The following is a 26,036-nucleotide window of genomic DNA, read 5'->3' on the forward strand; positions in this document are numbered from 1 at the left end:
CCGTGGCTCAAACGAGGGACTTGCCTTCAGCGCTGATCGCGTTGGCGACCGCCTCGTCATTGGCCTCGTCCGGCAGCAGCATTTCATTATGGGCCTTGCCCGAGGGGATCATCGGGAAACAGTTGGCGAGATTGGCCACCCGGCAGTCGAACAGGACCGGCTTGTCGATGGCGATCATCTCTTCAATCGCCCCGTCCAGATCCCCCGGCTTTTCCACCCGGATGCCGACACCGCCATAGGCTTCGGCCAGTTTGACAAAATCGGGCAGGCTGTCGGTGTAGGAATGGGACAGGCGGTTGCCATGGAGCAGCTGCTGCCACTGGCGCACCATGCCCATATACTGGTTGTTGAGGATGAACACCTTGACCGGCAGGCCGAACTGGACCGCCGTCGACATTTCCTGAATGTTCATCAGGATCGAGGCATCGCCTGCAATATCGACGCAGAGCGCGTCCCGGTGGGCCACCTGGGCGCCGATGGCGGCGGGCAGGCCATAGCCCATGGTGCCCAGGCCACCGGAGGTCAGCCAGCGGTTGGGCTCTTCAAAGCCGTAGAACTGCGCTGCCCACATCTGGTGCTGGCCCACTTCGGTGGAAATGAAGGTCTTGCGGTGTTTGGTCAGCTCATACAGCCGCTGGATCGCATATTGCGGCATGATGACATCGTCATTGGGCCTATAGGCCAGCGAGTTGCGGGCGCGCCACTGATCGATCAGGGTCCACCAGTCTTTCATGGCGGCCGCATCCGCCTTCATGGAGGAACTGCGCCAGATCCGCACGAGATCTTCCAGAATATGGCCGACATCGCCAATGATCGGCAGATCCACATTGATGGTCTTGTTGATGGATGAAGGATCAATGTCGATATGGATCTTGCGGGAATTGGGCGAAAACGCATCGGTCCGGCCGGTGATGCGGTCGTCGAAGCGGGCGCCGATACAGACCATCAGATCGCAGTCATGCATGGTCATGTTGGCTTCATAGGTACCGTGCATGCCCAGCATGCCCAGCCAGTTGTCGCCGGAGGCCGGGTAAGCGCCCAGGCCCATCAGGGTGGAGGTGATCGGAAAGCCGGTCAGCGAGACCAGTTCGCGCAGCAGTTGGCAGGCCTGCGGGCCGGAATTGATCACGCCGCCGCCTGTATAAAGCACCGGTTTTTTGGCCGCCGCCATCAGCTCTGCCGCCTGGCGGATGGAGGCCGCGTCCCCCTTCAGTTGCGGGCGGTAGCTCTTGTGGGAGGCCGCCGGGTTCGGGGTCGGGCCCTGATAGGTGCCGGTGGCGAACTGCACGTCCTTCGGAATGTCGACAACAACCGGGCCGGGGCGGCCGGATGTGGCCACATAAAATGCCTCATGCAGGACCCGGGCGAGATCTTCCACATCGCGCACCAGCCAGTTGTGCTTGGTGCAGGGTCGGGTGATGCCGACCGTGTCGCATTCCTGAAAGGCGTCATTGCCGATCAGATGGGTGGGCACCTGGCCGGAAATGCAGACAAGAGGAATGGAATCGAGCATCGCATCGGTCAAGGCCGTCACCATATTGGTGGCGCCGGGGCCGGAGGTGACCAGAGCAACGCCCGGCTTGCCGGTGGACCGGGCATAACCTTCCGCTGCGTGGCCGGCACCCTGTTCGTGTCGAACCAGGATATGCTCCAGCCCTTCCTGCTGAATGATCTCGTCATAAATGGGAAGCACAGCACCGCCCGGGTAGCCGAAGATCGTGTCAACTCCCTGGTCTTTCAGCGCCTGGATGACCATTTCGGCGCCGGTCATTTCCCGTGTCATTCTGTCTGTCCTTGCAGTTCGCGGCCCGGTTGCCGGGCCCTTGGCTCTTTAAGATCGTTTTTCTTGCGTCTTGTCCTGCGGCACGATAGGCGGGAGGGGAAGGGCGGCATCGTCAGGCGGCGGATACAAAAAAAGGCCCCTCGGGGAGCCTTGGTCGCGCGCCGTCTTGATCCGTACGGGGGCTATCCCGCGTCGGAGGCGCGCTTTCCTACCACTACTAGAATGAGCGACATCATCATGCCGTCCCGGTCCTTTGATGCTGCAGGCCGTCAAGACCTGTGTCCGGATATGGGGCGGTCAGTCCCAAAGGGCTGTCCTTTAAAGTCCGTCAGGCCCATCATATCCGCCGGTCCTGACGCCGCGCACACTAGTGAGGCGGCCGGGACCGGTCAAGTCCCAATTTCGATTATTGCGCAAAACAATGGCAAAGTTTTTAAAAGTTGCCTTTTGCCTCTGCGGAACCGCCCGTCCGGCCCTCTGGCGCACCAGAGCGATGGCTGCCGCGCAGAGGGCGCAAAGACGTCCCCCGGGCTCGAGGAAGACCCTGCGTGCGCCTTTTGCACGAGCAGGACACTATGCTGGGGAGGGGCATCCACGGCCCGGTGGACGCTCGGATCTCCGCCGATGCGGGCGGTGTTTCCCCGGCCTTGCGAAAAGCGCATGGCGGCCGTGACAGAAAAATGTCACAATAGGAGTTGCCAGCAGCCGGTGCGCCCTATATACGAAGCGCTCTCCGGCGGGCCACATAGGCACAGCGCTGGCAGGTTGGGTGTGTAGCTCAGTTGGTAGAGCAGCTGACTCTTAATCAGCGGGTCTGGGGTTCGAGCCCCCACTCACCCACCAATCACATCTCTTTGATTTTAAAGATGAAAATTCGCTAAGGCGCAATTATTGCGCCATGAACAAGGCGGGAACATACGAACGCGTGCGACGACTGTTCGCCGGCGCCCTGGTTCTCGGGGCGATCTATCTTGTCTACCGCCTGGAGCGTGAAAGGGGCGCCGGATGATCGGCCGGCTGCTCGACCTGTTCGCTGGCTGGAAGCTCAAGCTGGCCGCGCCCGGGGTGGTGCTGGCTGCGCGACAAGCGGTAACTTCTGTGATGTTGCCTCGCCGATCCTGCCCTCCGTTGAGGACCAGGTTACGGGCATGACCAAGGCTCAAATCACGGCGCATAACGAATACAGCGCCGCAGTGTGCGGGTGGACAAATTAATGGCGGATCAGAAGTTGGGCTGGATACAGCCGGGGATCTCCGTTGGCAACGTGATCGTGCTTGGCACTTTACTTGTAAGTCTGGCGGTCGGATGGACGGGCCTTGAAGCTCATGACGGCCGGATCGTGAAGCTGGAGCAAAGCGCCCAGACGCAGATCGCCGAGCGGGTGAAGCAGAGTAGCGACATGGCGGACATGAAGGCTGACATGCGCTGGACCCGGTTGACGCTGGAGAGACTGGAACGAGATCTGAAGGTGAATTGAAGAGGGGGTATCGTTGAATTGACTTCAGTGTGCTCGTTGCTAATCCTCACGGTACTAATCTTGGTACAACAGCGCTCAGGATTTATTGTTCATGTAAATCTCTAAATGCATTAAAATAACTCGAAAATTCAGACTGTATAAATTGATCAACATTAGATATTACATTGTGAATCGATCCACGTGTTTTAAGATCGGTTTCTTTTTTTATTTCTTCAAAGAAATTGTCCAACGCATACTCTCGTAGATATTTGCAGTTTCCATCGGTGGGGATATCCATGACTACCCGTAGAAATTGCTCTAATCTTTCAGCACGAAAACGCGTGGTCAGTTTTTCGTTTCTCAGCAATTCGCCCGTAGCTTGATAAAGGGTTCTGGTCGCCCAATAAGGAATATTTCCAGAGCTTTCAGCCTGTCCAGCTGTCTCTGGAGCCAAATGGATGTTTTCAGGGGGGAGACGTTTCGACAATCGCACCCAATCCCCTAAACAGAGTTGAGCTTCAAATATTAGCTTGCAACCAAGATTGGGAAATTCAGCGTTGATATCTATAACTTCAGAAGTACAATCTGAGTTTTTTGACAGTTCGCTGATTATATAGCCTAGGTACATTAGCCACATGTGGTGTTCTATACCTTTTTCGGCAGCACGTTTTACCAGAATGTCAAAGAAGCGAATGGTGCAAAAAATGGGGTCTGAGTTTGTTTTAGATTCGTCCATCGGTATTGCTGAGTTTAAGGTATCTCGATAGACTTTATCTTCCTGTATTATTCTAAGTGCTGCGTCGCCGATTGGTTTCCAAACTCCAATTCTCTCTGCGAAAGACATATCTTCAAGAAGGCCGTAGAGAAAAACATTCTTTTCGTCTAAATAATAATAATATTCGATGGTGTTATTTTTTTGTAGATCAATTCTGAGATGGCTCTCGCTCGTTGAGATAGAGTCGCGCAAAAAATGATCTATATAATCAGAGGTAGATACACTTGGAAGCTTGATGAACTCAATTGCAAATTTAGAACTTCTTGTAAGTAAGATTTTGCGAAATTCAGGTGAGTTTGTTAGCAATGATATGATTTCTTCGGCAATTTCTCTTTCGTTGTTAAGCGATGGAGTAATTGATATCATTCCTTTGTATAAGCGCCTGATTTGCTTTGAAGGTGATTTTTTGTTTGCGTTCGCCAATAGTTGCGCGAGACTTCCGATTCCTGCCTTGTTGGCGAGCCAAACATATGCTTGTTGCCTAACAAATTCTCGGGCAAGTAGTTTTCGAATTATGGGTAAATACGAGTCTACAAGAGAAATGATTTCGTGAAACTGTTTCTGGTCGGCGAGAGTGTAAACAAGAACCGAAAGACTTTTTATTTTTCTCAGACGCGGTTTGCTTGTTTTTATCATATAAAAAGATAAGATTCCCCAAAATATAACGACCAAAAATGCTAAGTCTTTATTATTCAACGGATCATCGATTCCACCGAATGGAAATTCGATGAATTTATTTTCCCACTCTTTTGGTAGTATCGATAAAATCGGTAATTGAGATTCGAGTAGAAAAATAAGTAAAGCGAAGGCCGCAGCGATAAATACTTGTAACTTAAGGTCAAGAGATAGGCGAAGTCGAGAAGTTCGGTCTGTAATTGCGTATGCTGCAATAATAAGTCCTATGAAAGTTAAAAATCCATCCAAGCTCATAATCAAAATTCCACAGAGTTGAACTTTCGAGGTATTTTTCCTCGTTCAGAGACAGATAGCACGATTCACGTAGCTACTTTAATAGTTGCAATTCTATCCCGCTGCGCGTCTATGTTTTGTTCTGCACAAATCATTGCGACGCAATTTCTTTTTGGCTTTAGGTGATTGAATTGATTTAGGAAATGTATAACTCTTAATCAGCGGGTCTGGGGTTCGAGTCCCCACTCACTCACCATCAACTTACCATTGATTTTACAGAATAAATTGCGATAAAGCGCAATTCGTGCGCCATGAGCAAGGCGGGAACATTCGACTGTATCCGACAACCATCCGACGTCGCACGCTTTGTTCTGTTCCTGTTCTGTCCGGGCAGGCGCGGCGGGGGAAGGGCGCGGTCCTCTCAGGTTCCCTGGCTGGCCTGATCGGCCAGATGCAGGACTTCCAGGGCGGATCTGGCAATAATGTCTGCGCCGATCCTTTGAAAGTCATTCGGGTGGGACACCACGGCGGCGCCGCCCAGGGCAATGATCGTCGGCCTGGTTCTGACATCCGACCGGCAGCGCTGGATGGCGTGTGCACAGTCCTGGATTTCCTCAAGCTGGCCGATGGACAGGCCGAGCAGCTGATAGGGCCGTTCCGACAGGCGCATGAACAGCGTGTCGCCTATTTCCAGATCCGCGCCGCCATCCACGATCCAGCCCATATCGCGGAAACACATGCGTACCAGTGTCACCCCCAACGTGTGCTGGGTGCCTTGGGAGCGGGCCAGCAGAACCCGTTTGGCGGACGGGTGCGGGTTGGCCAGCAGGCCGCCGGCATGGGTCACATGATTGACGATTGTGTTGAGGCGTGTCGAGGCGACGGTGACCTGTATGAAGTCGGTTTCATCATTGCACCAGTAAACGCCAAGTTGGGTGGCCACGGGGCAAAACAAATGGATCGCGAGGGTCTGCATGGGAATGCCCGCCTGCAGCAATTCCTCGATAATGTCCCGGTGATGCCGCGGGTCCGGGTCGATCAGGGAGGTCAGAAAGGCCTCCCGGAAGCCGATGGCCTGGTCGGCGGAGGGCAGGGCCCGGGCCCGCCGGTCATGTTCAGGATGCAGGCGCATGTCGATATCGGTTCCGGACAGCAGTGCCGGATCGGATGCGGCTGGATCGAGGTGCTGGGAGGAAACCAGTTTTGACACACGCTCCCGGATGACAGTCTCCAGAACACTCATATCCTGCGAGGTCAATTGGGTGTCTTTTTCAGGCTTTACAGTCTGGCCAGTGTCTAGGGTCGAAAACGGCGGCTCTGTTTTTATTGCCGTTGTCTCACCGGTGTCTTTATAGGCCAACTCCCCCTCCCGATAGCTCGGCCCAGGCGGTCAGGCGCTCCTCCGTTCCTCACCGTACTACACACGTGTGTGCGGGCCAAAGACGTTTCGTTCTTCCGTAGCGGCATAAATAGATTGGGATTTTTACCCTTGAAGCTTTCGACGCTGCGCTGTGGTCTCTTTCCGGGGACCGGCCTGAAGCGTGTCTAGCTGCCGCCTGCGCGATTCCCCCTTTCTTTCAGCGCTTCACAGACAACGCTGCTGATCTGGTTTGCAGTCAGCCCGGCGTCCTCATACATGTCCGCTGGTGACGCCTGATCAATGAAGCGGTCCGGCAAGGTCATGGTCCGGATGCCGCAGCGCCCATCCAGAAGGCTGCGCCCCGCCAGGTGGTGGAGAACCAGTGCGCCAAACCCGCCAGTCGCCCCTTCCTCGATTGTCACAAGAAGCCTGTGTGTGTTGAACAGGTGCTCGATCAGGCCGGCGTCCAGCGGTTTGGCAAAGCGGGCATCGGCGATGGCCGCCGATATGCCGAGCGTTTCAAGCTGGGCTCTGGCTTTGAAACATTCACTGAGGCGGGCGCCAAAGGACACAAGGGCAACCGTGGTGCCGTCCGCCATCATCCGGCCCTTGCCGATTGCAAGCGGCTCTGCCGTGCCCGGCAGGCTGACGCCTGTGCCTTCGCCGCGCGGATACCGGAGCGCAATCGGGCCGGTGTCAAAGCGCGCGGCCGTGGCGACCATGCGCACAAGTTCCGCTTCGTCGCTGGCGGCCATGACCGTGAAATTCGGCAAGTTCGCCAGATAGCCGATATCAAACGCGCCCGCATGGGTTGGCCCGTCCGCGCCCACCAGCCCGGCCCGGTCGATGGCAAAGCGCACCGGCAGGTTCTGCAGGGCAATGTCGTGCACGACCTGGTCGTAGCCCCGTTGCAGGAAGGTGGAATAGATTGCGCAGAATGGGCGCAAGCCTCTGGCGGCCAGGCCCCCGGCAAAGGTGACCGCATGCTGTTCGGCAATGCCGACATCGAAGGTCCGCTCCGGAAACTGCTTGCCGAAAATGTCGATGCCGGTGCCCGCCGGCATGGCCGCTGTAATGGCCACGATCCGGTCATCGGTTCTGGCTTCGTTGACGAGCGCATTGGCAAAAACCTTGGTGTAGCTGGGCGCCGTGGCGGCCGCTTTGGACTGCTTACCGGAAGAAATGTCGAATTTGGATACGCCGTGATACTTGTCGTGGGAGGTTTCGGCAAAGCTGTATCCGGCGCCCTTGCGCGTGAGCACATGCAGCAGAACCGGGCCGGTGCTGTCCTGCTTAAGGCTGTCCAGTGCCGCAATCAGCGCCTTCACGTCATGTCCGTCGACAGGACCGTGATAGGTAAAACCCATATGCTCAAACAGGCTCCGGTCCCTGGCACAGGAGCCCGAGCGGGCGGCCAGATCGTTCAGATGCCCCGACACGGCGCCGGTTGGGGGAGAAATCGACATGTTGTTGTCGTTCAGGATCACAAACAGGCGCCGGTTGAGCCCACCTGCATTGTTGAGCCCCTCGTAGGCCATGCCGGCGGTGAGGGCACCGTCGCCGACAACGCAAATCACGTCGTCCGTTTCCTCCAAAAGATCGCGGGCCACGGCAAATCCGAGCCCGGCTGACAGGGAGGTTGAGGAATGGGCTGCCCCGAACGGGTCATAGGGGCTCTCGCTGCGCTTGGTGAAGCCCGACAGCCCGTCTTTCTGGCGCAAGCTGCACATCCGGCTGCGGCGGCCGGTCAGAACCTTGTGGGGATAGCACTGGTGGCTGACATCCCAGATCAGCTTGTCATGCGGAGTGTTGAAGACGGCGTGCAGGGCGACTGTCAGTTCAACAACCCCCAGGCTGGAACCTAGATGGCCGCCTGTTTTGGAGACGATGGAAATGATCTCGGTCCTGAGTTCGTCCGCTAGGGCTGCGAGCGTGTCAGGGGACATGGCCTTCAGGTCCTGGGGGCCCTGCACCCTGTCCAGCAGGGGCGTCGAGGCAACTCTCTTTGATATGAAGCTCATATCATCTCCTCCCGCGCCAGCTGCCGCCCTTGCGGCACCGGATGGTCCATGCTGCCTGGCACCGGTCCCAGCGCGGTTCAGGAAGCAGATCCGGTTTCACCGAAAGGCGGCGAAGCGACTTTCATTCTTGACGATACGGAAGAAAGTGTAAACTTTTTTTTACACATTCTTCCGGAAAGAGGCCGGGCCGCTCCGTTATGTGCGGAGTCCGCGAGGTGGAAGGCCTTGCCTTTCCAGGAGGCGTTCTGACCGGTTTTGAGGGCAGGTGTGGTTCCGGAGGTGCGTTGGTGCGGGTTGCCTTGCGGCGCTGGCGGAGCATACTTGTGTTTGAGCTAATGTTCCCAGGTGCAGGATCTTGATGATGGCCGCCGTAATGATTGCAGTCCTTGTGTTGCTGACCGCCATGAGCGGCGCCGTTTTCAAACCCGGCCCCTGGTATGAAACCTTGAAAAAACCGAGCTGGACGCCGCCCAACTGGGCGTTTCCAACTGTGTGGACGCTTCTTTATATCATGATTGCCTATGCTGGCTGGGAGGTCTGGACCCAGGCCGGATGGTCTCTGGCCATGGCGGTCTGGGGGCTCCAGCTTGTCTTGAACGGCTGCTGGTCCTGGTTCTTTTTCGGACAGAGGCGTATGGATCTGGCGCTGGTTGATGTCAGTGTGCTCTGGCTGGCCATTGTCTGTTTTATGATCGTGGCCTGGCCCGTATCCACGCTCGCCGCGCTGCTGTTCGTGCCTTATTTTCTCTGGGTCAGTGCTGCTGGGGTGCTTAACCTGTCGGTGCTGCGCCTGAACCGGGCGGCGTGATCTCTCAGTCTGGTTGACACGTCAAACACATGGGAAATCAGCGACAGGGTGAGCAACAGGAGGATCCAGATCAGCGCGTCCCCGCGCAGCGCGAGGCCGAGGGCAGAAAGCAGGAACGTGCCTGCAAACGCGCCGCCCGCTAGGGCCTTGAACCGGGGCCATGGCCGCCTGGAGAGCGCGCAGAGAAGCCCCGTTTCGAGCCACAGGAAGGCCAGGGCAGCAAAGGCGAGCCAGCCGGTTTCCAGAAAGGCGAACAGGCTGCTCATTTCTGGTCCACCGGCAGCCGTAGCAAGTGGCCGAGATCCTTGAAAAAGACCCGCAGATGAGCCATCGGATCGCGCCGCACCAGTTTTTTGTTCAGGTAGGATTCCCAGGTCAGGCGCTGGATGTCGGGATCGGCGCACAGGGCGACAAATTTCTCCCGGAACCGGTCGTTGCGGTACCACACACGCTGCATGATCCCGAGAATGAGAAAGATCCTGCCATGGCGGCGCATGAACGCCCGCCGGGCCTCCTTGAGACAGGCGCCCTTGCCGGTGGCAAGACAGGCTGCGGCGGCCTCCGCGCCCAGCTGGCCGCACAGCATTGCATAATAGATACCTTCCCCAGAGGAGGGGGCGACCGTGCCGGCCGCATCTCCCAGCAGCAGCACATTGCGGCCATTGTCCCATCGCCGCATGGGTTTCAAAGGCAGCGGCGCACCTTCCCGGCGCACAATGCGCTGCCCTTCAAGAGCAGACGCCTGGCGCAGGGCGGCGGTTGCGGATCTGAGATTGTGGCCTTTTGCGGCGGAGCCGCAGCCCACCGAGGTCAGATGGCCATGGGGGAAGACCCATCCATAAAAATCGGGCGAAATCCGGCCGTCATAAACAACATCGCACCGGTTTGTCTGAAACCGGTCCGGGGCTGCCTGCTCAGGACTTTCGACAATCTCATGATAGGCAAACACATAAGGCGGTTTCTTGCGCTTGGGGAACATGAGGCGGCGCACGGTGGAATTTGCCCCGTCCGCGCCGATCACGAGGCGGGCGGTCCGGGTCACCGTGTCGGCTGCGCCCGCCAGTCCGGCTGCAGTGTCCGGTCCGGTGGGGGCGATTGTGAGCGCAATCCGGCCGTTTGCGGTTTCTTCCAGATGGATCAGTTTGCCCTGGAGGCGCTTTGCACCGGCATGCGCGGCGCGGGCACGTAAATAGGGATCGAAGGTCGCCCGGTCCACCATGCCCACAAAGCCAATGTCTCCGATACGCATCTCGACCGCGTGGCCGGAGGGGGCAATGATCCGGGCCGCGTTCGCCCTTGAGACGAGCATGTCTTCGGAAATGGCAAAGTCCTTCAGGGCTCTGGACGGAATGGCGCCGCCGCAGGGTTTGATGCGGTTGCCCGGATCAATGAGCACAACGGACCGCCCGGACCGGGCAAGGGCTTCCGCTGCAATTGCCCCGCACGGGCCACCGCCGATCACGGCAACATCGAATGTGGTTTCCATAGCAGGCCTCCTTGCTGTCCGGTCCTGTTCCGGCCGTTCTGTCTATTCTGCGGCCACCACCGGAGCGGTTGGACCTGGGGACTGTGTGTTCTGTGTGCCCGTGCGAATACCGATGCGAAGCGCGACCAGGGCGGATATCAGAAACAGCAGGGCTTCCAGGGCGAACACGAGGGTGAAGGCGGTGTCATCGCGGCCGGTCGACCAGCGGCCGAGGGTCAGAACAATGGTGCCGGCAACGCCGCCCAGGCCAAAAGAAAGCGCCTGGGCCGCCCCCCAGACCCCCATGCGCACGCCCTCGTTGGAGGCTTTGCCCGCGCCTGCCAGAACCATCATGGTTCCGACCGCGGCGACCGCGAAGGCGCCGTTCATGCCGCCAAGGGCGAAGATATTGGCCTCCAGCGGCCAGTTGGGCGCAAAGGAGGCCGACACCGCCAGAAGGGCAAGCGCCAGCCCTGAGCCAAGACAGCCGCAGACGATAAAGGCCTTGATCAGCCCGGGTCGACGCTTTGAAAAGAGCCCGCCAGCGATGCCGACAGCAGCCATGCCGAGGAAGACGCCTGCATGCTGTGTTCCCGACAATTTGGTCGTTTCGCCCGGTGTCATGGCGAACAGAAGACCGGCATAAGGCTCCAGCACCAGGTCCTGGGTGGAATAGGCAAGCATGGACAGGAAGATGAAGAGGGTCAGCAGGCGGGCCTCAGGATCGCTCCAGACCTCTTTGATGCTGTCTTTAAAACTGGCTGCGGGCGCTCGGTTCTGCGGGTTCAGAACCGTGGGGCGGCGTTCAAGGCCTGCAATCGCAAGGGCTGAGACAGCAAGGGCAGCGAGCCCGGTCAGCGCGGTGACCGCAACAAGCCGTGTGTGCGAATACGGATCCAGATTGTGGCCAGTAACGATCGACGTCACCACAATACCGGCAATCATCAGCATCCATGTGATTGTGGCTGCGGAGGCCCGGCGTTCCGGGGCTGTCTTGGCGGCCATCAGGGCCAGAAGGCAGGTTCCGCTGGCCCCGATTCCGGTCCCGATCAGGGTATAGGCGGCAACCGCTGCCAGGAGACCGGCCCAGACGTGGTGGTCAAACAGGAAGGTTGTTGCGGCGGCGGCCGTGCCGCTGAGGGCGAGCACGGCAAGACCTCCCAGGATCCAGCTTGTGCGGGAGCGGCCGACATCCGAGCGGTGGCCCCAAAGCGGCCGCGACAGCTGCACCCCATAATGAACACCGACCAGTAATCCGGGGATGATGGCTGCAAGGCCAAGTTCCACAACCATGACCCGGTTGAGCGTCGAATTGGTCAGCACCACAATCGAGCCGAGTGACGCCTGAACAAGGCCGAGCCTGACAATGGCCAACCAGCTGAGCCCCTGGACGGTGTGCCCTTGTGCCGGGCGGCTGGTAGCTTGGGCGGTCATGGGACAGCTTCCTCACAGGGTTTGAGAAACGGGGGCTGCAAGTGTCCGCAGGCCGAACGCGGCAATCATCATGCCGGTGACATAGAGCCCGACACCGATTGTCGAATACCAGACCGCAAGCCGGACGGGATCGCGGACGAAGCGCACCATGCAGCCGATCTGCAGGACGAGCAGGAATGCGACTACAAAAGCGGTGACCGGAAGCCCGAGATAGAGGAGCAGCCCGGCGACACCGGCCTGGGCGAGCGCCATGATCAGGCAGGCTATGGCTGCGGCGGGCCGGGCGCCGTGGAGAACGGGCAGGGTGCTGATGCCCATTTCCCTGTCCCCGGTGATCGCCTTGAAATCATTCAAGGTCAGGATGCCGTGGGCTCCGGCCCCGTAGAGCAGGGCGGCGATCCAGACAGGGGCCGCCGGGGCCGCGCCTGTCATGACCGTGGCAGCGGTCAGCCAGGGCAGGGTTTCGTAGCTGAAGCCGACAACACCGTTGCCGATCCAGCCATTTTGTTTGAAGCGCAGAGGCGGGGCGCTGTAGCACCAGGCAAAGCACAGTCCGATCAGCGCCGCCGCAAAGATCAGGGAGCCGAGCGCGGCCGCTATCAGCATGGACAGGGCGGACATGAGAAGGGCGACATAAAGCCCCCAGCGCCCGGGCATGCGTCCGGAAGGGATGACCCGGTCCGGTTCGTTGATCGCATCCACATGGCGGTCGAACCAGTCATTGACCGCCTGGCTTGTGCCGCAGAGCAGCGGACCGGCCAGCAGGACGCCGCACAGAACAAATCCCCAGCGGCTGGAAAAACCTCCGCCAGCGGACAGGGCACCACAGGCATAGGCCCACATTGGCGGAAACCAGGTGATGGGCTTGAGCAAGGCAATGAAAGCGCCCGGAGAGGGCCAGCTGGCTTGCGGTCTGTGCCGGATCAGTTCCATAGCTGGAGATGCTATGCCTGAGCCGGGAAAGTGTCAATTTAAATTGACACTTTCGGCTGGTGCCAGCCGTGCGTCATCGGATTTGGCTGCCGCTGTCTGAAATCCAGCATCTCATTGCAAAAGACAAAATGAATTGAACCCATGGGAAAATGGCGCTGAAGGACCGGCTCGGTCTGACAGGCGGCGTTATCAGCTGAGGCGGGTTTCAGGAGCCGGGGCGGTAGTTTTCAAGGCCGTGTCTGCGCAGCTTGATATAGAGGCTTTGCCGGGACAGCCCGAGCATTTCCGCAGCGCTGGCGCGGTTGTTGTTGGTCTGGTCGAGGGCGGCTTCAATGCAGATCTTCTCAACCACGTCCAGGGATTCCCTGATCAGCTCTTTCAGCGGCACCTTGCCGACGAGGGTTGCAAAACCTTCCGCCTGCTCTGGGGTGGCAGGGGACCGCAGCCCGAGGCTCTCCGTCTTCGTCTCCTGGGGAACCAGAAGCAGCTGGACGGTCTGGGATCCGGCCTCATGGCGTGCGGACACCGTGACGGGGTGCTCTCCGCCAATCGTGTCCGTCACTACGGTGGCGTATCCGCGAACGGTGGTTTCTTCCCGGGCGCGGGCATAAAGAACGGTCAGGTCAACGACCGACTTGCCAAGCCAGCTGCTGGCGTTTCTGCCGAGTACCTGATTGAGGGTTGGCGCCTGGACGAGGTCCAGAAAGAGCGCGTTGGCCGCAATCAATGCGCCGTCCTTGTCGGTCTGAAGGGCTGCTTCCGGCAGGGCGTCTAGATCGAGTGCGGGGGGCTGGGCGGCAGCTTCCCGGTCCGCGCGCACAGGTACGTCCGGGCCGCCTTCGGACCAGAAGGTCAGGATCAGGTTCGCAGCGCCATTGTCCCGGAAGGCCCGCAGTTTGGCCTCTAGGGCATGTCCCTTGGCGCTTTTCAGGGACTTGAGGCGTACGGGCTCGCCGCTGTGGCGGGCTTCGCCGATGGCATCTCCCAGCCGGTCCCGGTCCGGCTTGCTGACCAGATCGCGGACCGGCTTGTTGATCAAGGTGCCGGAGGCTCCGGAAAACAGGGCGATGGCCGCAGCATTGGCCTCAAGAATGGTCCGCTTTTCGCCGTCAAGGATGATGTCGGCGGTCTCGGCAAGTTTGAAGGCCACCCGGTATCTGGCTTCGGCCTGGCGCAAATCCCGGTAGTCGGCCTCCATGGCGATCTGGGCTTCGACCAGCCGTTGCTGATCGCGCATCTGTTGCTGCATCTCGCGCCCAATCACGATCGTGAAGGGCAGGTCCTTTGCGGAGAACGCCGCATAGGCAACCGGCAGATCCGGCTGTCCCGGCGCGCTGTGGTTCACCTGATACCCGCGAGGTGGCCGCTTTGGAGCGGGTTTCAGCATCGCGTCGATCTTGGCAATAGACTCGCTTGTCACGCAGTCCCGCAAGGGTTTGCCTGCGAAGTCCGGCAGGTTGTAAACTTCCAAATCGGGATTTTGAACGGATGTGTGGGTGACTGTTCCGTCTGTGCTGACGAGGAAAACTATATCTGCGCCCAGGCCGATCAGCGAGATCAGGTCATCTGCCTTGAGTGTTTTCTGTAATACACCGGCGACCTCAATACCTTGCTGTCCGCTTTTGGGGGCGCTTAGGGTCATGGGATTCGCCAATCAATCCTTTTTGAAACGCAGTTCGATATGCAGCCAGAAGAAGGCGCTTTAAAACTCATTTTTTCCAGTTTGGTGAAAATAACTGCGATCTTTACCGCTGAATACGCAGTATCGCAAACGCAGTCAATCCCCATTTCGACAAGGAAATCAACAGAATCGAGCGCTGCAAATCCGCCCGCTATCACAGGTTGTTTTCTTTCGGGTCTGTTCAACTTTATCTCGTCAAGAAGATGTCTGACCTGGGGTTTCAGGCGTGGAGTGCTCCAGCCGATGCAAACCGCATTTGCTCTGCGCATGGCCGTGGCAAAAGACTGAGCTGGAGCCTTGCGGTGGGAAAGCACCTGATGCTGCCAGCCGAAGGCGTTGAACAGTGCGCCCGTCAAATAGGGCATAAGAGTGTGTTGCTCACCTTCAGGTAGAAGGATGGCGGCAAACGGAGCATGGGGCGCGGTGCCCGGTGCAGCCGCTTCCTGCGCCAGTGCCTGGGCAAGCCCCTGCAACCGCGCGGCGGCTATAGCAACGTCAACGAAACTGGTTATGTCGTCGGACCATTCCCGGCCAAGCTGCCTGGCGGCGGCCTCCAGGATCAGGATCTTGACCAGAGGCGGAGATTTGGGGGGCAGGGTCTGCTCAAGGCTGGACAGCAGGTTCTCAAGACTGCTGCCGGTGTCCAGGACAAGCGAGCGGAGGTTCGCGATGGCCTTTGTACACCGGGGGTGCTTTTCAAGCCCCGTGTCCAGATCGGTGGACAATTGCACGGCCATCCTGGCGGCCACCGGCCCCTGGATCAGATGGCGGAGCGTGTCTCTTTCCGTGCTGAACAGCCGTTCCCGTTTTCGCATGCGCACCCCTGAAGAGGCAAAGGGGGCCTCACAAGCGGCAGGCGTGTGCTGGCCGTGCTTGTTTTTTGGGGCAAAAGCACTGGTGCCGGTCGTCCTCACTTTTCATCAAGCCTCCCTGACCGCTTCGGGTGGACACGTTCCAGAAGGCGGCCCGTGTTGCCTGTTGCACCTGAGGGCCGACCTAGCATGCCTCTCCTTTTGATAAGTGTAAATAAAAATATACGTCATGTTTAGTTGACACTTTTACGCCTGTGGCGTTACGCTTTCCTATCTGCCGTTTCCTGATGTCCAGGGGCGGGGGGAGGAACAAATGTCGTTTGGTAAGCCAAGGAAAACGGCAAAGGCCGGAGGTCTTTATACCGAGGACGAGCGGAAGCGGCGCGACTCCAGCCTCTGGACTGTGGTGCAGGGAATATTGGCCCCGGTCCAGTTTCTGGTTTTCCTGATCAGTCTTGGATTGATCCTGTCCTTCCTGGCCACCGGCACCGGGCAGGGGGCTGCCGAGATCTCGGTGATTCTGAAGACACTCACGCTCTATGCCATCATGGTCACCGGGTCGGTCTGGGAAAAGCATGTCTTTGGCTGCTATCTGTTTGCGCGCCCGTTCTTCTGGGAAGACGTGTTTTCGATTCTGGTGCTGGTGCTCCACACCGCCTATCTGGTGGCGCTTTTCAGCCGCAGTCTGGCACCGGAGGCGCTAATGGGGCTCGCTCTGGCCGCCTATGCGGCCTATGTGGTCAATGCGGGCCAGTTTGTCTGGAAATTGCGCCTGGCCCGTCTGGATCAGGCGTCCCGGGCCAGCCTGCTTGAAGACGGGGGCTTGCCTGCCGGGACTTCGGAGCTGCCCCCTGCGGAGGTGGCCCGATGAACCAGCCTCTCCCAACCTGCAGCCCCCCGGCAGCTCCGATCAAGGAACGCGGGCAACACGCGGTTTTCTGCGGGCTGACGTCGATTATCTGGTTGCACCGCAAGGTGCAGGACGCCTTTTTCCTGATTGTCGGCTCCAGGACCTGCGCCCATCTGATGCAGTCCGCGGCCGGGGTGATGATCTTTTCCGAGCCGCGGTTTGCCACCGCGATCATGGACGAGCGGGACCTGGCCGGTCTGGCCGACATGCATGATGAACTTGACGCCGTGGTGGAAAAGCTGCTGGCGCGCCGGCCGGACATCAAGATGCTGGTTCTGGTCGGCTCCTGCCCGTCCGAGGTGATCAAGTTTGACCTGGCCAAGGCCGCAGAGCGCCTGAACCGCCACCATGCGCCCCGGCACCGGGTGGTCTGTTATTCCGGCAGCGGGATCGAAACAACCTTCACACAAGGGGAAGACAATTTTCTGGCGGCACTTGTTGCCGAGGCGCCCAAGCTGACGGATGTGGGCAAAGAGCCCGCTCTCATTGTTGCCGGATGCCTGCCGGATATCGTTGAAGATCAGTTTCAGCGGCTGTTTGCCGATCTCGGCCTGCGGAATGTGCAGTTCCTGCCCGGGCGGACCAGCACTGCCTTGCCGCCTATAGGCCCCTCAGCACGGTTTGTGCTCGCCCAGCCCTATCTCGGGGCGACCGCGCAGGCGCTGGAAGCCCGCGGAGCCTGCAGGATCAACGCCCTCTATCCGCTTGGGGAAGAAGGAACCACGTCCTGGCTGAGGGCGATTGCGGCATCGTTCGGGGTTGCTGATGAGCGGTTTGATGCGGTGACGGCGGCCCCACGCAAGCGGGCGCGGGCGGCCCTTGCGCATTATCAGCCTCTGCTGCAGGGAAAACGCCTTTTTTTCTTCCCCGACAGTCAGCTTGAGCCGTCCCTGGCCCGGTTCCTGTCGCGGGAAGTCGATGCCGACATCATCGAGGTTGGCAGCCCCTATCTGCACCGTCAGCACGTTGCGGGCGAGCTGGCGCTGCTGCCGCCCGGCACAGCCCTCTGCGAAGGCCAGGATGTGGACCGGCAGATCGACCGGTGCCGTGCGGCGGACCCGGACCTGATCGTATGCGGCATGGGTCTGGCCAATCCGTTTGAAGCGGAAGGCCGGCTGACGAAATGGTCGATCGAGTTCGCCTTCACGCCGATCCAGGGATACGAGCAGGCCGGTGATCTGGCCGAATTGTTTGCGCGCCCTTTGGCGCGCAGACAGGCGCTCGGCGATGCACCTGCAGCGAAGGAGGGCGCGCCATGCAGTTGAGCATGTGGACCTATGAAGGCCCGCCCCATGTCGGCGCGATGCGTATTGCCGCCTCCATGGAGGGGCTCCACTATGTGCTGCACGCGCCCCAGGGGGACACGTATGCTGATCTTCTTTTCACCATGATCGAGCGGCGCCAGTCCCGGCCGCCTGTGACTTATACAACCTTTCAGGCCCGTGATCTCGGGGCTTCGACGGCTGATGTCTTCAAGGTGGCCTGCCGGGAGGCTGCCGCACGCTTCAAGCCCGAGGCCCTGATGGTGGGGGCGTCCTGCACGGCCGAATTGCTGCAGGATGACCCGGGCGGACTTGCCAGCACCCTCGATCTTGAGATCCCGGTGGTGCCGCTCGACTTGCCATCCTATCAGAAGAAGGAAACCTGGGGCGCGTCGGAAACCTTTTACCGCCTGGTGCGGACCTTTGCCGCCAACCGGACACGGCCGCAGACCCTCGCGCCCAACAGCTGCAACATTCTTGGACCAACATCCCTGGGGTTCCGCAACCGGGACGATATCCGCGAGATCACAACATTGCTTGAAGGCGCCGGTCTTGAGGTCCGTTGTGTTGCTCCTCTTGGGGCCCGGCCTGCAGATCTGGCACGGCTGCCGGAAGCGGCCTTCAATATTGTTCTTTATCCGGAAATTGCCGAACCGGCGGCCCGCTGGCTTCACAAAACCTATGGCATGCCGATCTTGTCGACCGTTCCGATCGGCGTGGAGGCGACGCGCCGTTTCCTCAGCGAAGCCCGTGCCCTGGCCGGTCTAGAGGACGGGCCTTCAGAGGCGGTGCCCTTCAGGGCGGCGCAGGCCGACCGGGCAAGCTGGTACGCAAAATCGATCGACAGCACTTATCTGACCGGCAAACGTGTCTTCATCTTCGGCGATGCCACCCATGCCCTGGCGGCTGCCCGCATCGCCAGCCGCGAACTTGGCTTTAAGGTTTGCGGCCTTGGCACTTATATGCGCGAGTTTGCGCGCGATGTGCGCGCTGCGGCCCGGGAGTACGGGGTCGAGCCTCTGATCACCGAGGATCACCTAGAGGTGGAATCGGCCCTTGTGGAGGCCCGGCCCGAGCTGGTTCTTGGCACCCAGATGGAGCGCCATATCGCCAAGCGGCTGCGGGTTCCGTGTGCGGTCATCTCGGCCCCGGTCCATGTGCAGGACTTTCCGGCCCGCTATTCGCCGCAAATGGGCTTTGAAGGCGCTAACGTGATTTTCGACAGCTGGGTGCATCCGCTGATGATGGGGCTGGAAGAACACCTTCTGTCGATGTTCCGTGATGACTTTGAGTTCAATGATGACGCAGCCGCCTCCCATCTGCATGCGCACAGTCCGGTGGCAGACCACAGCCAGTTCGTGGGGGCGGCGGAGCCTGCTCCAAATCCCGCCCCTGATGCATCAGGCAGGGCGGCGCAAGCGATGGCGCTCTGGACCGACGAGGCGGAGCGCGAGCTGAAGAAAGTGCCTTTCTTTGTGCGCGGGAAAGCCCGGCGCAACACGGAAAGCTTTGCTGCCGGCAAGGGCATTCATCCCATTACCGTGGAGACGTTGTACGATGCGAAAGCCCATTTCGCCCGATAGCGGCCACGCCATCCAGGTGGTCTTCATTACGCTGGACAATCATGTTGCCGCAGCTGTCGATGATGCGCGTGCCCTTTTGAAAAACGATCTTCCTGGCCTGACCCTCACCGTGCATGCGGCGACCGACTGGGCGGAGGACCCGGCAGCCCTGGCTGCGTGCCGGCAGGCGATCAGCACGGGCGACATCATCATTGTTTCGATGATCTTCGTGGAAGAGCACGTCAAGGCCATCGCCGATGCGCTCGAAGCGCGCCATCTGGACTGCGACGCCATGGTCTGCTGCATGTCGGCCGGCACCATCATGAAATACACGGCCATGGGCCGGTTCCGCATGAGCGGCGAGCAGAAAGGTCCGCTGGCGCTGTTGAAACGGCTGCGCGGCAGCAGTTCCCGCAAGGGCAAGGAGAGCGGGCGCACGGCCGGAGAACGGCAGCTCGCCATGCTGCGGCGCTTGCCGAAGCTCTTGAAATACATTCCCGGAACCGCCCAGGATGTGCGCAACTATTTTTTGACGTTGCAGTACCGGATCGCGGCCTCGGACGAAAATATTGCGAACATGGTCCGGCTGCTGGTCAGCAAATATGCCACCGGCAACCGCAAGCCTCTCAGATCTGCCATCTCCGCAAAGGCGCCGGAGGACTATCCGGAGGTGGGCCTTTATCATCCGCGTTCGCGCCCGCGGGTGATCACGCAGCCGCAGAAACTGGTCAGGGTCCGGGGCGCGCAGGGCACGGTCGGTTTGCTGTTGCTACGCACCTACATCCTGTCCGGTGACACGGGCCATTATGACAGCGTCATTGCCGCCCTTGAGGCGCGGGGCTTCAACGTGGTTCCCGTATTCTGCTCCGGACTCGACATGCGCGCGGCCATTGAGCGCTTCATGAGTGGCCAGAACGGGGGCGCGCAGATTGACGTGCTCTGCTCGCTGACGGGCTTCTCCCTGGTGGGCGGCCCTGCCTATAGCGATGCGGCGGCTGCGGCGGAAACGCTGCAAAAGCTGAACGTGCCTTATCTGTCGGCCTGTGTGACCGAATTCCAGACACGGGATGGCTGGCAGGCCTCCACGCAAGGGCTGACCCCCATAGAGACCACACTGATGGTGGCCATCCCCGAACTGGATGGCGCCATCGGCTCGATGGTTATTGGCGGGCGCAGCACGTCTGGGCCGCAGGCGAAGAGCTGCATTTGCGCCCGCCAGCTGGGCTCCTGTCCTTCGGGCCGGGCCTGCATGCGCCCGGATGATGAGCGCGTGGGGCTTCTTGCGGACCGGATTGCCTCCATGGCCCGTTTGCGCAGCACACCCCGGGCCGAACGCAAGATCGCCGCGACCCTGTTCAACTATCCGCCCAATGGCGGCAATATCGGCACCGCTGCTTTTCTGGCTGTCTTTGAGAGCCTGCTGGAAACCATGAAGCGGCTGAAGGCGGAAGGCTATGAGGTCGAGGTTCCGCCCGATGCCGAGACCTTGAGGGACATGCTTCTGTGCGGCAATGCGGACCGGTTCGGGACAGAGGCGAATGTGCATGAGACCGTATGCGCCGATGATCATGTGCGTCAGGAGGCGTTCCTTGCCGAGATCGAAGCCCAGTGGGGCCCGGCCCCCGGCCGCATCCTCAGCAATGGCCGCGGCATTCACATTCTCGGCCGCCGCTTCGGCAACCTGCTGATCGCGCTCCAGCCCCCCTTCGGCTATGAGGGCGACCCGATGCGGCTTCTGTTTGAAGGCGGCTTTGCGCCCAACCATGCCTTTGCCGCCTATTACACCTATCTGCGCGAGACGTTCGCAGCCGATGCGGTTCTTCACTTCGGCACCCATGGCGCGCTGGAATTCATGCCCGGCAAGCACACCGGCCTGTCGGGAACCTGCTGGCCCGACCGTCTTCTGGGATCTCTGCCGAATTTCTATTTCTATGCTTCGAATAACCCGTCCGAGGGCTCCATTGCCAAGCGCCGGTCAGCGGCCACTCTCATTTCCTATCTGACGCCGTCAATTACCGAGGCGGGGCTCTACAAGGGACTGCACAGCCTCAAGGCCAGTCTGGACCAGTACCGCTCGACCGCGCCGGAGGTCCGGACCGAGCGGGAACGGCTGCTGGAGGTCATCCGGACCCAGGCGGAGGCCCTGGATCTTGCCAGCGGTGCGGCCGGTCTTTCCACAGAGGGGTTCATCGAGCATCTGGTTTCGGCGATCACGGAAACGGAATATGCGCTGATCCCGCACGGTCTTCATGTGGCGGGCCGTGGCATGGGGCCGAGCGAGCGGGCAGAAACGCTGGCCCATATCGCCTCTGCCATGCCCAATAGCGGGTGTCTTGGTGATGCCGGTGCCCTCTGCCAGTTGATCGTTGCCGGTGACGGGAAGGTGCTGGCGGCGGCGGCTGCGGATCTGACGGCGGAGGGGCAGGAAACCGTCCGGCATCTTCAGGCGATCAACGCCAATCTCAGCTCCAACCAGGAACTGGATGGCCTGGTGCGGGCGCTGGATGCCCAGTTTGTTCCCCCGGCGCCCTCCGGCGACCTCTTGAGAACGCCGGATCTGCTGCCGACCGGGCGGAACCTGCATGGTTTCGACCCCTTTGGCATTCCAAGCCGTTTTGCGCTGGAGGACGGCGCCAGACAGGCCGCCCGGATTCTGGACAGGTATTTGCAGGGCGATGGCAAGCTGCCCGAAACGGTTGCCCTGGTGCTTTGGGGGACGGACAATCTGAAAACTGGGGGGGCGCCGCTCGCCCAGGCCCTGGCGCTCATGGGCGCCCGGCCAAGGCTGGATGCCTATAACAGGGTCTGCGGGGCGGAACTGATCCCGCTTGAGGATCTGAACCGGCCACGCATTGATGCGGTCATGACCCTGTCGGGTATCTTCCGCGACCTGCTGCCGATCCAGGCCAGCATGCTGGCTGAGGCCAGTTTTCTGGCCGCCACCGCAGACGAGCCGCCGGAGCAGAATTTCATCCGCAAACATGCGCTTGCCTATTGCAAGGCCAATGGCTGCGATCTGGAAGCTGCGGCCTACCGGGTCTTTTCCAATGCGGATGGGGCCTATGGCGCGAATGTCAACATGCTGATCGGCTCTTCGGCCTGGACCGATGACGAGGAAATTGCCGACACCTATACCAGCCGCAAAAGCTTTGCGATCAACCGCAAGGGCAAGGCCAGCCGCCAATCTGCACTGCTCGACGCCATTCTGGGTGATGTCGACATGGCCTATCAGAACCTGGAATCGGTCGAAATCGGCGTCACCACCATTGAACAGTATTTCGACACGCTGGGTGGGCTGTCCAAGGCGGTGTCGCGGGCCAAAGGTGGGAGCAGCCTGACGGTCTATATTTCGGACCAGACCCAGGGAGAGGCGAAAGTGCGCACCCTTGGCGAGCAGGTGGCGCTGGAAACCCGGACCCGCACCCTCAATCCGAAATGGTTCGAGGGCATGCTGCAGCATGGCTATGAAGGGGTGCGCCATATCGAGGCGAATGTGACCAACACGCTTGGCTGGTCGGCAACCACCGGAGGAGTGGCGCCCTGGGTCTATCAGAAAATCACTGAAACCTATGTGCTTGACGAAACCATGCGCCGCCGCCTGGCGGAGCTCAATCCGGCCTCGGCGGCCCGGGTCGCCGCCCGGCTGATGGAGGCGCAGGAGCGCGACTACTGGCAACCGGATGCCGAAACGCTTGAGGCCTTGCGGCAGGCCGGTGAGGAACTGGAGGACCGGCTGGAAGGCCTGGTGACGGAGGCGGCCGAATGAACATCTATACCCACCCGAAAACAGCCGAGAGCGAGGCCCGGACGGCGGCAAAACTGCTTGAACGCGCGCAGGACGATGGCAGTGTCCAGGTGCATCTGGATCCGGAAATGGACATTGATGGCGCCAAGGTCTTCGCCATTTATGGCAAGGGCGGGATCGGCAAGTCGACAACCTCGTCCAACCTGTCGGTGGCTTTTTCCAAGATTGGCAAGCGTGTCCTCCAGATCGGCTGCGATCCAAAACATGACAGCACCTTCACCTTGACCAAAAGCCTGATCCCGACCGTGATCGACATTCTGGAACAGGTAGACTTTCACACCGAAGAGCTTCGCCCTGAAGACTATATGGTCGAGGGCTTCAACGGGGTGCAGTGCATTGAGGCCGGCGGCCCGCCGGCGGGCACAGGCTGTGGCGGATATGTGGTTGGCCAGACCGTCAAACTGCTGAAGGAACATCACCTTCTGGATGATACCGACGTGGTGATCTTTGACGTGCTCGGGGATGTGGTCTGCGGCGGCTTTGCTTCGCCTCTGCAGCATGCCGAACGCGCGGTCGTGGTCGCGGCCAATGACTTTGATTCCATCTTCGCCATGAACCGCATTGTTGCCGCGATCAAGGCCAAGGCAAAAAACTACGAGGTCCGCCTGGGCGGGGTCATTGCCAACCGGTCTCGCGAAACCGACCAGATTGACCGTTACAACGCTTCCGTCGGTCTGAAACGCCTGGCCCATGTGCCCGACTCCGACCAGCTCCGTCTGAGCCGCCTGAAGAAATCCACCCTGTTTGAGATGGAGGGCACGGCGGAGATCACCGCAATTCAGAACGAATATCTCCAACTGGCCGAGCAGCTTTGGGCAGGCACCGAGGCCTTGAACGCCGAGCCGATGAAAGACCGGGAAATCTTTGAATTTCTCGGCTTTGAGTGACAGGAGCGCGACGGCCATGACACGCGGAACCTATCTGGAACGGACCGGGGAAATTGAACATTATTTCGACCGCACTGCGCTGGAAGCATGGAAAAGGCTGACGGGTGATCAGCCGGTGAGCGGGATCCGGGCAACTGTCCGTCAGGGCCGGGAAGACATGCGGGCGATCCTGTCCGGCTGGCTGCCGGAAGATCTTAAAGGCTGGCGCATTCTGGACGCGGGCTGCGGCTCGGGCGTGCTGTCGCTGGAGCTGATGGCCCGTGGGGCGGATGTGGTCGGCATTGATCTGTCCGCCCAGATGATCACCTTCGCCCGCCAAAGGGCCGCCGAACATGGTCCTGAAAAAGGGGAGGCGGGCGCCGGAACCGTGGAGTTCCGCAGCGGTGACATGCTGGACCCGCATTTGGGACGTTTTGATGCGGTTCTGGCCATGGATGTCCTGATCCATTACGCTCCGGAAGACGCCAGGCGGGTTCTGGAAGCCTTTGCCACCCGCACGCGCCGGGCACTTCTTTTCACGCTGGCGCCAAGTTCCCATCTGTTGCGCGCCATGCTGATGATCGGCAAGGCCTTTCCGCGCGCGGACAGGGCCCCGGCCATCTATCCGGCCAATCCGGAGCGGGTCGTGCATCAACTGGTGCAGCAGCCCCATATGATGGACTGGATCAGCGGCCGCACACACCGGATTTCAGTCGGGTTCTACACCTCCCAGGCCATGGAGGTGATCCGCTCATGACGCCTGGCGCCGCCAACCGGAAAATGATCCAGTTCTGGCAAAAGGCCGGACCGCGCTTCATGCCGTTTGCAGACGCGGCCTCCAGCCAGGTGCCGCTGTCCAGATTGCTGCGCCTGGCCCTGTTTCAGGTGTCCGCAGGCTGTGTTCTGGTGCTTTTGACGGGCACCTTGAACCGGGTCCTGATTGTGGAGCTGGGCGTCTCGGTGGCCCTTGTCTCGGCGGTGGTCGCCATTCCGGTGCTGGCAGCGCCCCTGCGTCTTTTCATCGGCCACAAGTCGGACACCTATAAGTCGGTTCTCGGCTGGCGTCGGGTTCCCTATATCTGGTTCGGCAGCCTGCTGCAGTTTGGCGGGCTGGCTATCATGCCCTTCGTCCTGCTGCTGCTCCATTCCCAAACGGTTGGCCCTGCTTGGGCAGGCCCGGCCGGCGCGGCGTTGGCGTTCCTGTTGACCGGGTTCGGGCTGCACACGGCCCAGACGGCAGGTCTTGCCCTGGCGACCGACATCGTGCCCGTTGACAAGCGCCCCCGCGTGGTGGCGCTGCTCTATGTGATGCTGCTGGCCGGGATGATTGCCGCCTCCGGCTTTTACAGCCTGGTCCTTGTCGATTTCTCCCACAAACAGCTCATCCAGGTGATCCAGGGCACCGCGCTGTTCACCCTTGTGATCAATGTGATTGCGATCTGGAAACAGGAGGCGCGGAATCCGGGCCGCACGGCCCTGGACCGCAAGGTGGCAAGCTTCTTCAGTGCTTTGAGGGAGTACCGTCAACATCCGGGCACCATGCGTCTGCTCCTGGCGGTCGCGGTCGGGTCGGCGGCCTTTTCCATGCAGGACATTTTGCTGGAACCTTATGGCGGAGAGATCCTGGGGCTGAGCGTTGCGCAGACAACGCTGCTGACCGGATTGTGGGCGGCCGGAACCATGACCGGGTTTGCATGGGCGGCCACCAGCCTGAACAGGGGCGCGCATATGTACCGTGTGGCGGCACGTGGCCTGCTGATTGGAATTGCGGCGTTTTCCGCCATTATTCTGGCCTCGCCCCTCGGGCTGCACAGCCTGTTTTTTGCAGGCGCGGCCGGGGTTGGCCTTGGGGGCGGGCTCTTTGCCGTCTGCACCATGCTGGCGGCCATGGGCATTTCGAAACAGGCCGATAGCGGACTTCTGGTCGGCGCCTGGGGCGCTGTTCAGGCCACGGCGGTCGGGGTCAGCCTGCTTTTGGGTGGCGTGATCAAAAATGCTGTGAACGCGCTGGCCCTGACCGGTGCGCTCGGTCCGGCAATGGACACGGTCGGAACCGGATATATCTTTGTTTATCATATTGAAATCGCTCTTCTTTTTCTCTGTTTGGCGGTGCTGGGGCCTTTGACCGGCGCCCGCTACAGCCAGACGGAGGACCGGGAAATGCGGTTTGGGTTGGCCGAATTGCCGGGCTGAG

The 26,036-nt window shown here is 60.2% G+C and carries 19 protein-coding genes and 1 tRNA gene; 10 read left to right on the forward strand and 10 right to left on the reverse strand.

Translation table 11 applies throughout. The annotated features are described in order from the left end of the window. Window positions 1–7: 7 nt before the first annotated feature. Entirely contained in the window at window positions 8–1,783 is a 1,776-nt protein-coding gene (locus ACXAIC_RS00690) for an acetolactate synthase 3 large subunit (protein WP_475172501.1), read from the reverse strand. A 767-nt stretch (window positions 1,784–2,550) separates the two neighbouring features. Between ACXAIC_RS00690 and ACXAIC_RS00695 the strand changes: the two genes are divergently transcribed. Together ACXAIC_RS00695 and ACXAIC_RS00700 are read left to right on the forward strand one after the other, a co-directional pair. Further along, window positions 2,551–2,626, forward strand: a tRNA-Lys gene (locus tag ACXAIC_RS00695). 370 nt (window positions 2,627–2,996) lie between these two features. Continuing rightward, window positions 2,997–3,260, forward strand: a complete 264-nt coding sequence (locus ACXAIC_RS00700; RefSeq protein WP_475172504.1) for a hypothetical protein — start codon at window positions 2,997–2,999, stop codon at window positions 3,258–3,260. An 82-nt stretch (window positions 3,261–3,342) separates the two neighbouring features. Here the strand turns inward: ACXAIC_RS00700 and ACXAIC_RS00705 are convergent, their stop codons facing one another. The 3 genes from ACXAIC_RS00705 to ACXAIC_RS00715 form a co-directional block, all read right to left on the reverse strand. Further along, complete coding sequence (locus ACXAIC_RS00705) at window positions 3,343–4,944, reverse strand: hypothetical protein (protein ID WP_475172506.1); 1,602 nt, start codon at window positions 4,942–4,944, stop codon at window positions 3,343–3,345. 400 nt (window positions 4,945–5,344) lie between these two features. Next, window positions 5,345–6,181: a cobalamin B12-binding domain-containing protein gene (locus tag ACXAIC_RS00710; RefSeq protein WP_475172508.1), complete on the reverse strand. Its 837-nt coding sequence runs from the start codon at window positions 6,179–6,181 to the stop codon at window positions 5,345–5,347. A 287-nt stretch (window positions 6,182–6,468) separates the two neighbouring features. Next, window positions 6,469–8,304 (reverse strand): 1-deoxy-D-xylulose-5-phosphate synthase, encoded by a 1,836-nt coding sequence (locus ACXAIC_RS00715; RefSeq protein WP_475172511.1) that lies wholly within the window; start codon window positions 8,302–8,304, stop codon window positions 6,469–6,471. 361 nt (window positions 8,305–8,665) lie between these two features. Between ACXAIC_RS00715 and ACXAIC_RS00720 the strand changes: the two genes are divergently transcribed. After that, window positions 8,666–9,112: a TspO/MBR family protein gene (locus ACXAIC_RS00720; RefSeq protein WP_475172514.1), complete on the forward strand. Its 447-nt coding sequence runs from the start codon at window positions 8,666–8,668 to the stop codon at window positions 9,110–9,112. On the opposite strand, the gene ACXAIC_RS00725 is transcribed toward ACXAIC_RS00720, so the two are convergent. From ACXAIC_RS00725 to ACXAIC_RS00750, 6 genes are all read right to left on the reverse strand, one after another. Then, window positions 9,043–9,378 (reverse strand): hypothetical protein, encoded by a 336-nt coding sequence (locus tag ACXAIC_RS00725; RefSeq protein WP_475172517.1) that lies wholly within the window; start codon window positions 9,376–9,378, stop codon window positions 9,043–9,045. The genes ACXAIC_RS00720 and ACXAIC_RS00725 overlap by 70 nt on opposite strands. After that, complete coding sequence (locus tag ACXAIC_RS00730; RefSeq protein ID WP_475172520.1) at window positions 9,375–10,598, reverse strand: geranylgeranyl diphosphate reductase; 1,224 nt, start codon at window positions 10,596–10,598, stop codon at window positions 9,375–9,377. The genes ACXAIC_RS00725 and ACXAIC_RS00730 overlap by 4 nt, the downstream gene beginning before the upstream one ends. Before the next feature lie 42 nt (window positions 10,599–10,640). Continuing rightward, window positions 10,641–12,011: a BCD family MFS transporter gene (locus tag ACXAIC_RS00735; RefSeq protein ID WP_475172523.1), complete on the reverse strand. Its 1,371-nt coding sequence runs from the start codon at window positions 12,009–12,011 to the stop codon at window positions 10,641–10,643. Between the two features lie 12 nt (window positions 12,012–12,023). Beyond that, the gene (chlG, locus tag ACXAIC_RS00740) at window positions 12,024–12,944 is read right to left on the reverse strand and encodes a chlorophyll synthase ChlG (protein ID WP_475172526.1); all 921 of its coding nucleotides are present in this window, start codon (window positions 12,942–12,944) and stop codon (window positions 12,024–12,026) included. A 205-nt stretch (window positions 12,945–13,149) separates the two neighbouring features. Beyond that, the gene (gene ppsR / locus ACXAIC_RS00745) at window positions 13,150–14,586 is read right to left on the reverse strand and encodes a transcriptional regulator PpsR (RefSeq protein WP_475172529.1); all 1,437 of its coding nucleotides are present in this window, start codon (window positions 14,584–14,586) and stop codon (window positions 13,150–13,152) included. Further along, window positions 14,583–15,440 carry a cobalamin-binding protein gene (locus ACXAIC_RS00750; RefSeq protein WP_475172531.1) on the reverse strand — a complete coding sequence of 286 codons (858 nt, stop codon included), beginning with the start codon at window positions 15,438–15,440 and terminating at the stop codon, window positions 14,583–14,585. The genes ppsR and ACXAIC_RS00750 overlap by 4 nt, the downstream gene beginning before the upstream one ends. A gap of 310 nt (window positions 15,441–15,750) precedes the next feature. On the opposite strand from ACXAIC_RS00750, the gene bchF reads away from it, so the two are divergent. The 7 genes from bchF to ACXAIC_RS00785 are packed head-to-tail and all read left to right on the forward strand — an operon-like array spanning window position 15,751 to window position 26,035. Next, on the forward strand, window positions 15,751–16,308 hold the full coding sequence (gene bchF / locus ACXAIC_RS00755; RefSeq protein ID WP_475172533.1) for a 2-vinyl bacteriochlorophyllide hydratase: 558 nt from the start codon (window positions 15,751–15,753) through the stop codon (window positions 16,306–16,308). Continuing rightward, entirely contained in the window at window positions 16,305–17,612 is a 1,308-nt protein-coding gene (locus ACXAIC_RS00760; RefSeq protein ID WP_475172535.1) for a ferredoxin:protochlorophyllide reductase (ATP-dependent) subunit N, read from the forward strand. The genes bchF and ACXAIC_RS00760 overlap by 4 nt, the downstream gene beginning before the upstream one ends. Beyond that, window positions 17,603–19,192 (forward strand): ferredoxin:protochlorophyllide reductase (ATP-dependent) subunit B, encoded by a 1,590-nt coding sequence (bchB, locus tag ACXAIC_RS00765; protein ID WP_475172537.1) that lies wholly within the window; start codon window positions 17,603–17,605, stop codon window positions 19,190–19,192. The genes ACXAIC_RS00760 and bchB overlap by 10 nt, the downstream gene beginning before the upstream one ends. Then, window positions 19,167–22,937: a magnesium chelatase subunit H gene (locus ACXAIC_RS00770; protein WP_475172539.1), complete on the forward strand. Its 3,771-nt coding sequence runs from the start codon at window positions 19,167–19,169 to the stop codon at window positions 22,935–22,937. Before bchB ends, ACXAIC_RS00770 begins: the two co-directional genes overlap by 26 nt. Next, complete coding sequence (bchL, locus tag ACXAIC_RS00775) at window positions 22,934–23,863, forward strand: ferredoxin:protochlorophyllide reductase (ATP-dependent) iron-sulfur ATP-binding protein (protein WP_475172541.1); 930 nt, start codon at window positions 22,934–22,936, stop codon at window positions 23,861–23,863. The genes ACXAIC_RS00770 and bchL overlap by 4 nt, the downstream gene beginning before the upstream one ends. A gap of 16 nt (window positions 23,864–23,879) precedes the next feature. After that, window positions 23,880–24,599 (forward strand): magnesium protoporphyrin IX methyltransferase, encoded by a 720-nt coding sequence (gene bchM, locus ACXAIC_RS00780; protein ID WP_475172544.1) that lies wholly within the window; start codon window positions 23,880–23,882, stop codon window positions 24,597–24,599. Continuing rightward, window positions 24,596–26,035: a BCD family MFS transporter gene (locus ACXAIC_RS00785; protein ID WP_475172546.1), complete on the forward strand. Its 1,440-nt coding sequence runs from the start codon at window positions 24,596–24,598 to the stop codon at window positions 26,033–26,035. Before bchM ends, ACXAIC_RS00785 begins: the two co-directional genes overlap by 4 nt. Window position 26,036 lies beyond the last annotated feature (1 nt).

Source organism: Roseibium sp. AWQ4_254 (assembly GCF_056161025.1).

Excerpts from the sequence above, each read along its gene's own strand:
- ACXAIC_RS00690 (WP_475172501.1), bottom strand. The coding sequence starts at position 1,783 with ATGACACGGGAAATGACCGGCGCCGAAATGGTCATCCAGGCGCTGAAA.
- ACXAIC_RS00700 (WP_475172504.1), top strand. The coding sequence starts at position 2,997 with ATGGCGGATCAGAAGTTGGGCTGGATACAGCCGGGGATCTCCGTTGGC.
- ACXAIC_RS00705 (WP_475172506.1), bottom strand. The coding sequence starts at position 4,944 with ATGAGCTTGGATGGATTTTTAACTTTCATAGGACTTATTATTGCAGCA.
- ACXAIC_RS00715 (WP_475172511.1), bottom strand. The coding sequence starts at position 8,304 with ATGAGCTTCATATCAAAGAGAGTTGCCTCGACGCCCCTGCTGGACAGG.
- ACXAIC_RS00720 (WP_475172514.1), top strand. The coding sequence starts at position 8,666 with ATGGCCGCCGTAATGATTGCAGTCCTTGTGTTGCTGACCGCCATGAGC.
- ACXAIC_RS00725 (WP_475172517.1), bottom strand. The coding sequence starts at position 9,378 with ATGAGCAGCCTGTTCGCCTTTCTGGAAACCGGCTGGCTCGCCTTTGCT.
- ACXAIC_RS00730 (WP_475172520.1), bottom strand. The coding sequence starts at position 10,598 with ATGGAAACCACATTCGATGTTGCCGTGATCGGCGGTGGCCCGTGCGGG.
- ACXAIC_RS00735 (WP_475172523.1), bottom strand. The coding sequence starts at position 12,011 with ATGACCGCCCAAGCTACCAGCCGCCCGGCACAAGGGCACACCGTCCAG.
- chlG (WP_475172526.1), bottom strand. The coding sequence starts at position 12,944 with ATGGAACTGATCCGGCACAGACCGCAAGCCAGCTGGCCCTCTCCGGGC.
- ppsR (WP_475172529.1), bottom strand. The coding sequence starts at position 14,586 with ATGACCCTAAGCGCCCCCAAAAGCGGACAGCAAGGTATTGAGGTCGCC.
- ACXAIC_RS00750 (WP_475172531.1), bottom strand. The coding sequence starts at position 15,440 with ATGCGAAAACGGGAACGGCTGTTCAGCACGGAAAGAGACACGCTCCGC.
- bchF (WP_475172533.1), top strand. The coding sequence starts at position 15,751 with ATGTCGTTTGGTAAGCCAAGGAAAACGGCAAAGGCCGGAGGTCTTTAT.
- ACXAIC_RS00760 (WP_475172535.1), top strand. The coding sequence starts at position 16,305 with ATGAACCAGCCTCTCCCAACCTGCAGCCCCCCGGCAGCTCCGATCAAG.
- bchB (WP_475172537.1), top strand. The coding sequence starts at position 17,603 with ATGCAGTTGAGCATGTGGACCTATGAAGGCCCGCCCCATGTCGGCGCG.
- ACXAIC_RS00770 (WP_475172539.1), top strand. The coding sequence starts at position 19,167 with ATGCGAAAGCCCATTTCGCCCGATAGCGGCCACGCCATCCAGGTGGTC.
- bchL (WP_475172541.1), top strand. The coding sequence starts at position 22,934 with ATGAACATCTATACCCACCCGAAAACAGCCGAGAGCGAGGCCCGGACG.
- bchM (WP_475172544.1), top strand. The coding sequence starts at position 23,880 with ATGACACGCGGAACCTATCTGGAACGGACCGGGGAAATTGAACATTAT.
- ACXAIC_RS00785 (WP_475172546.1), top strand. The coding sequence starts at position 24,596 with ATGACGCCTGGCGCCGCCAACCGGAAAATGATCCAGTTCTGGCAAAAG.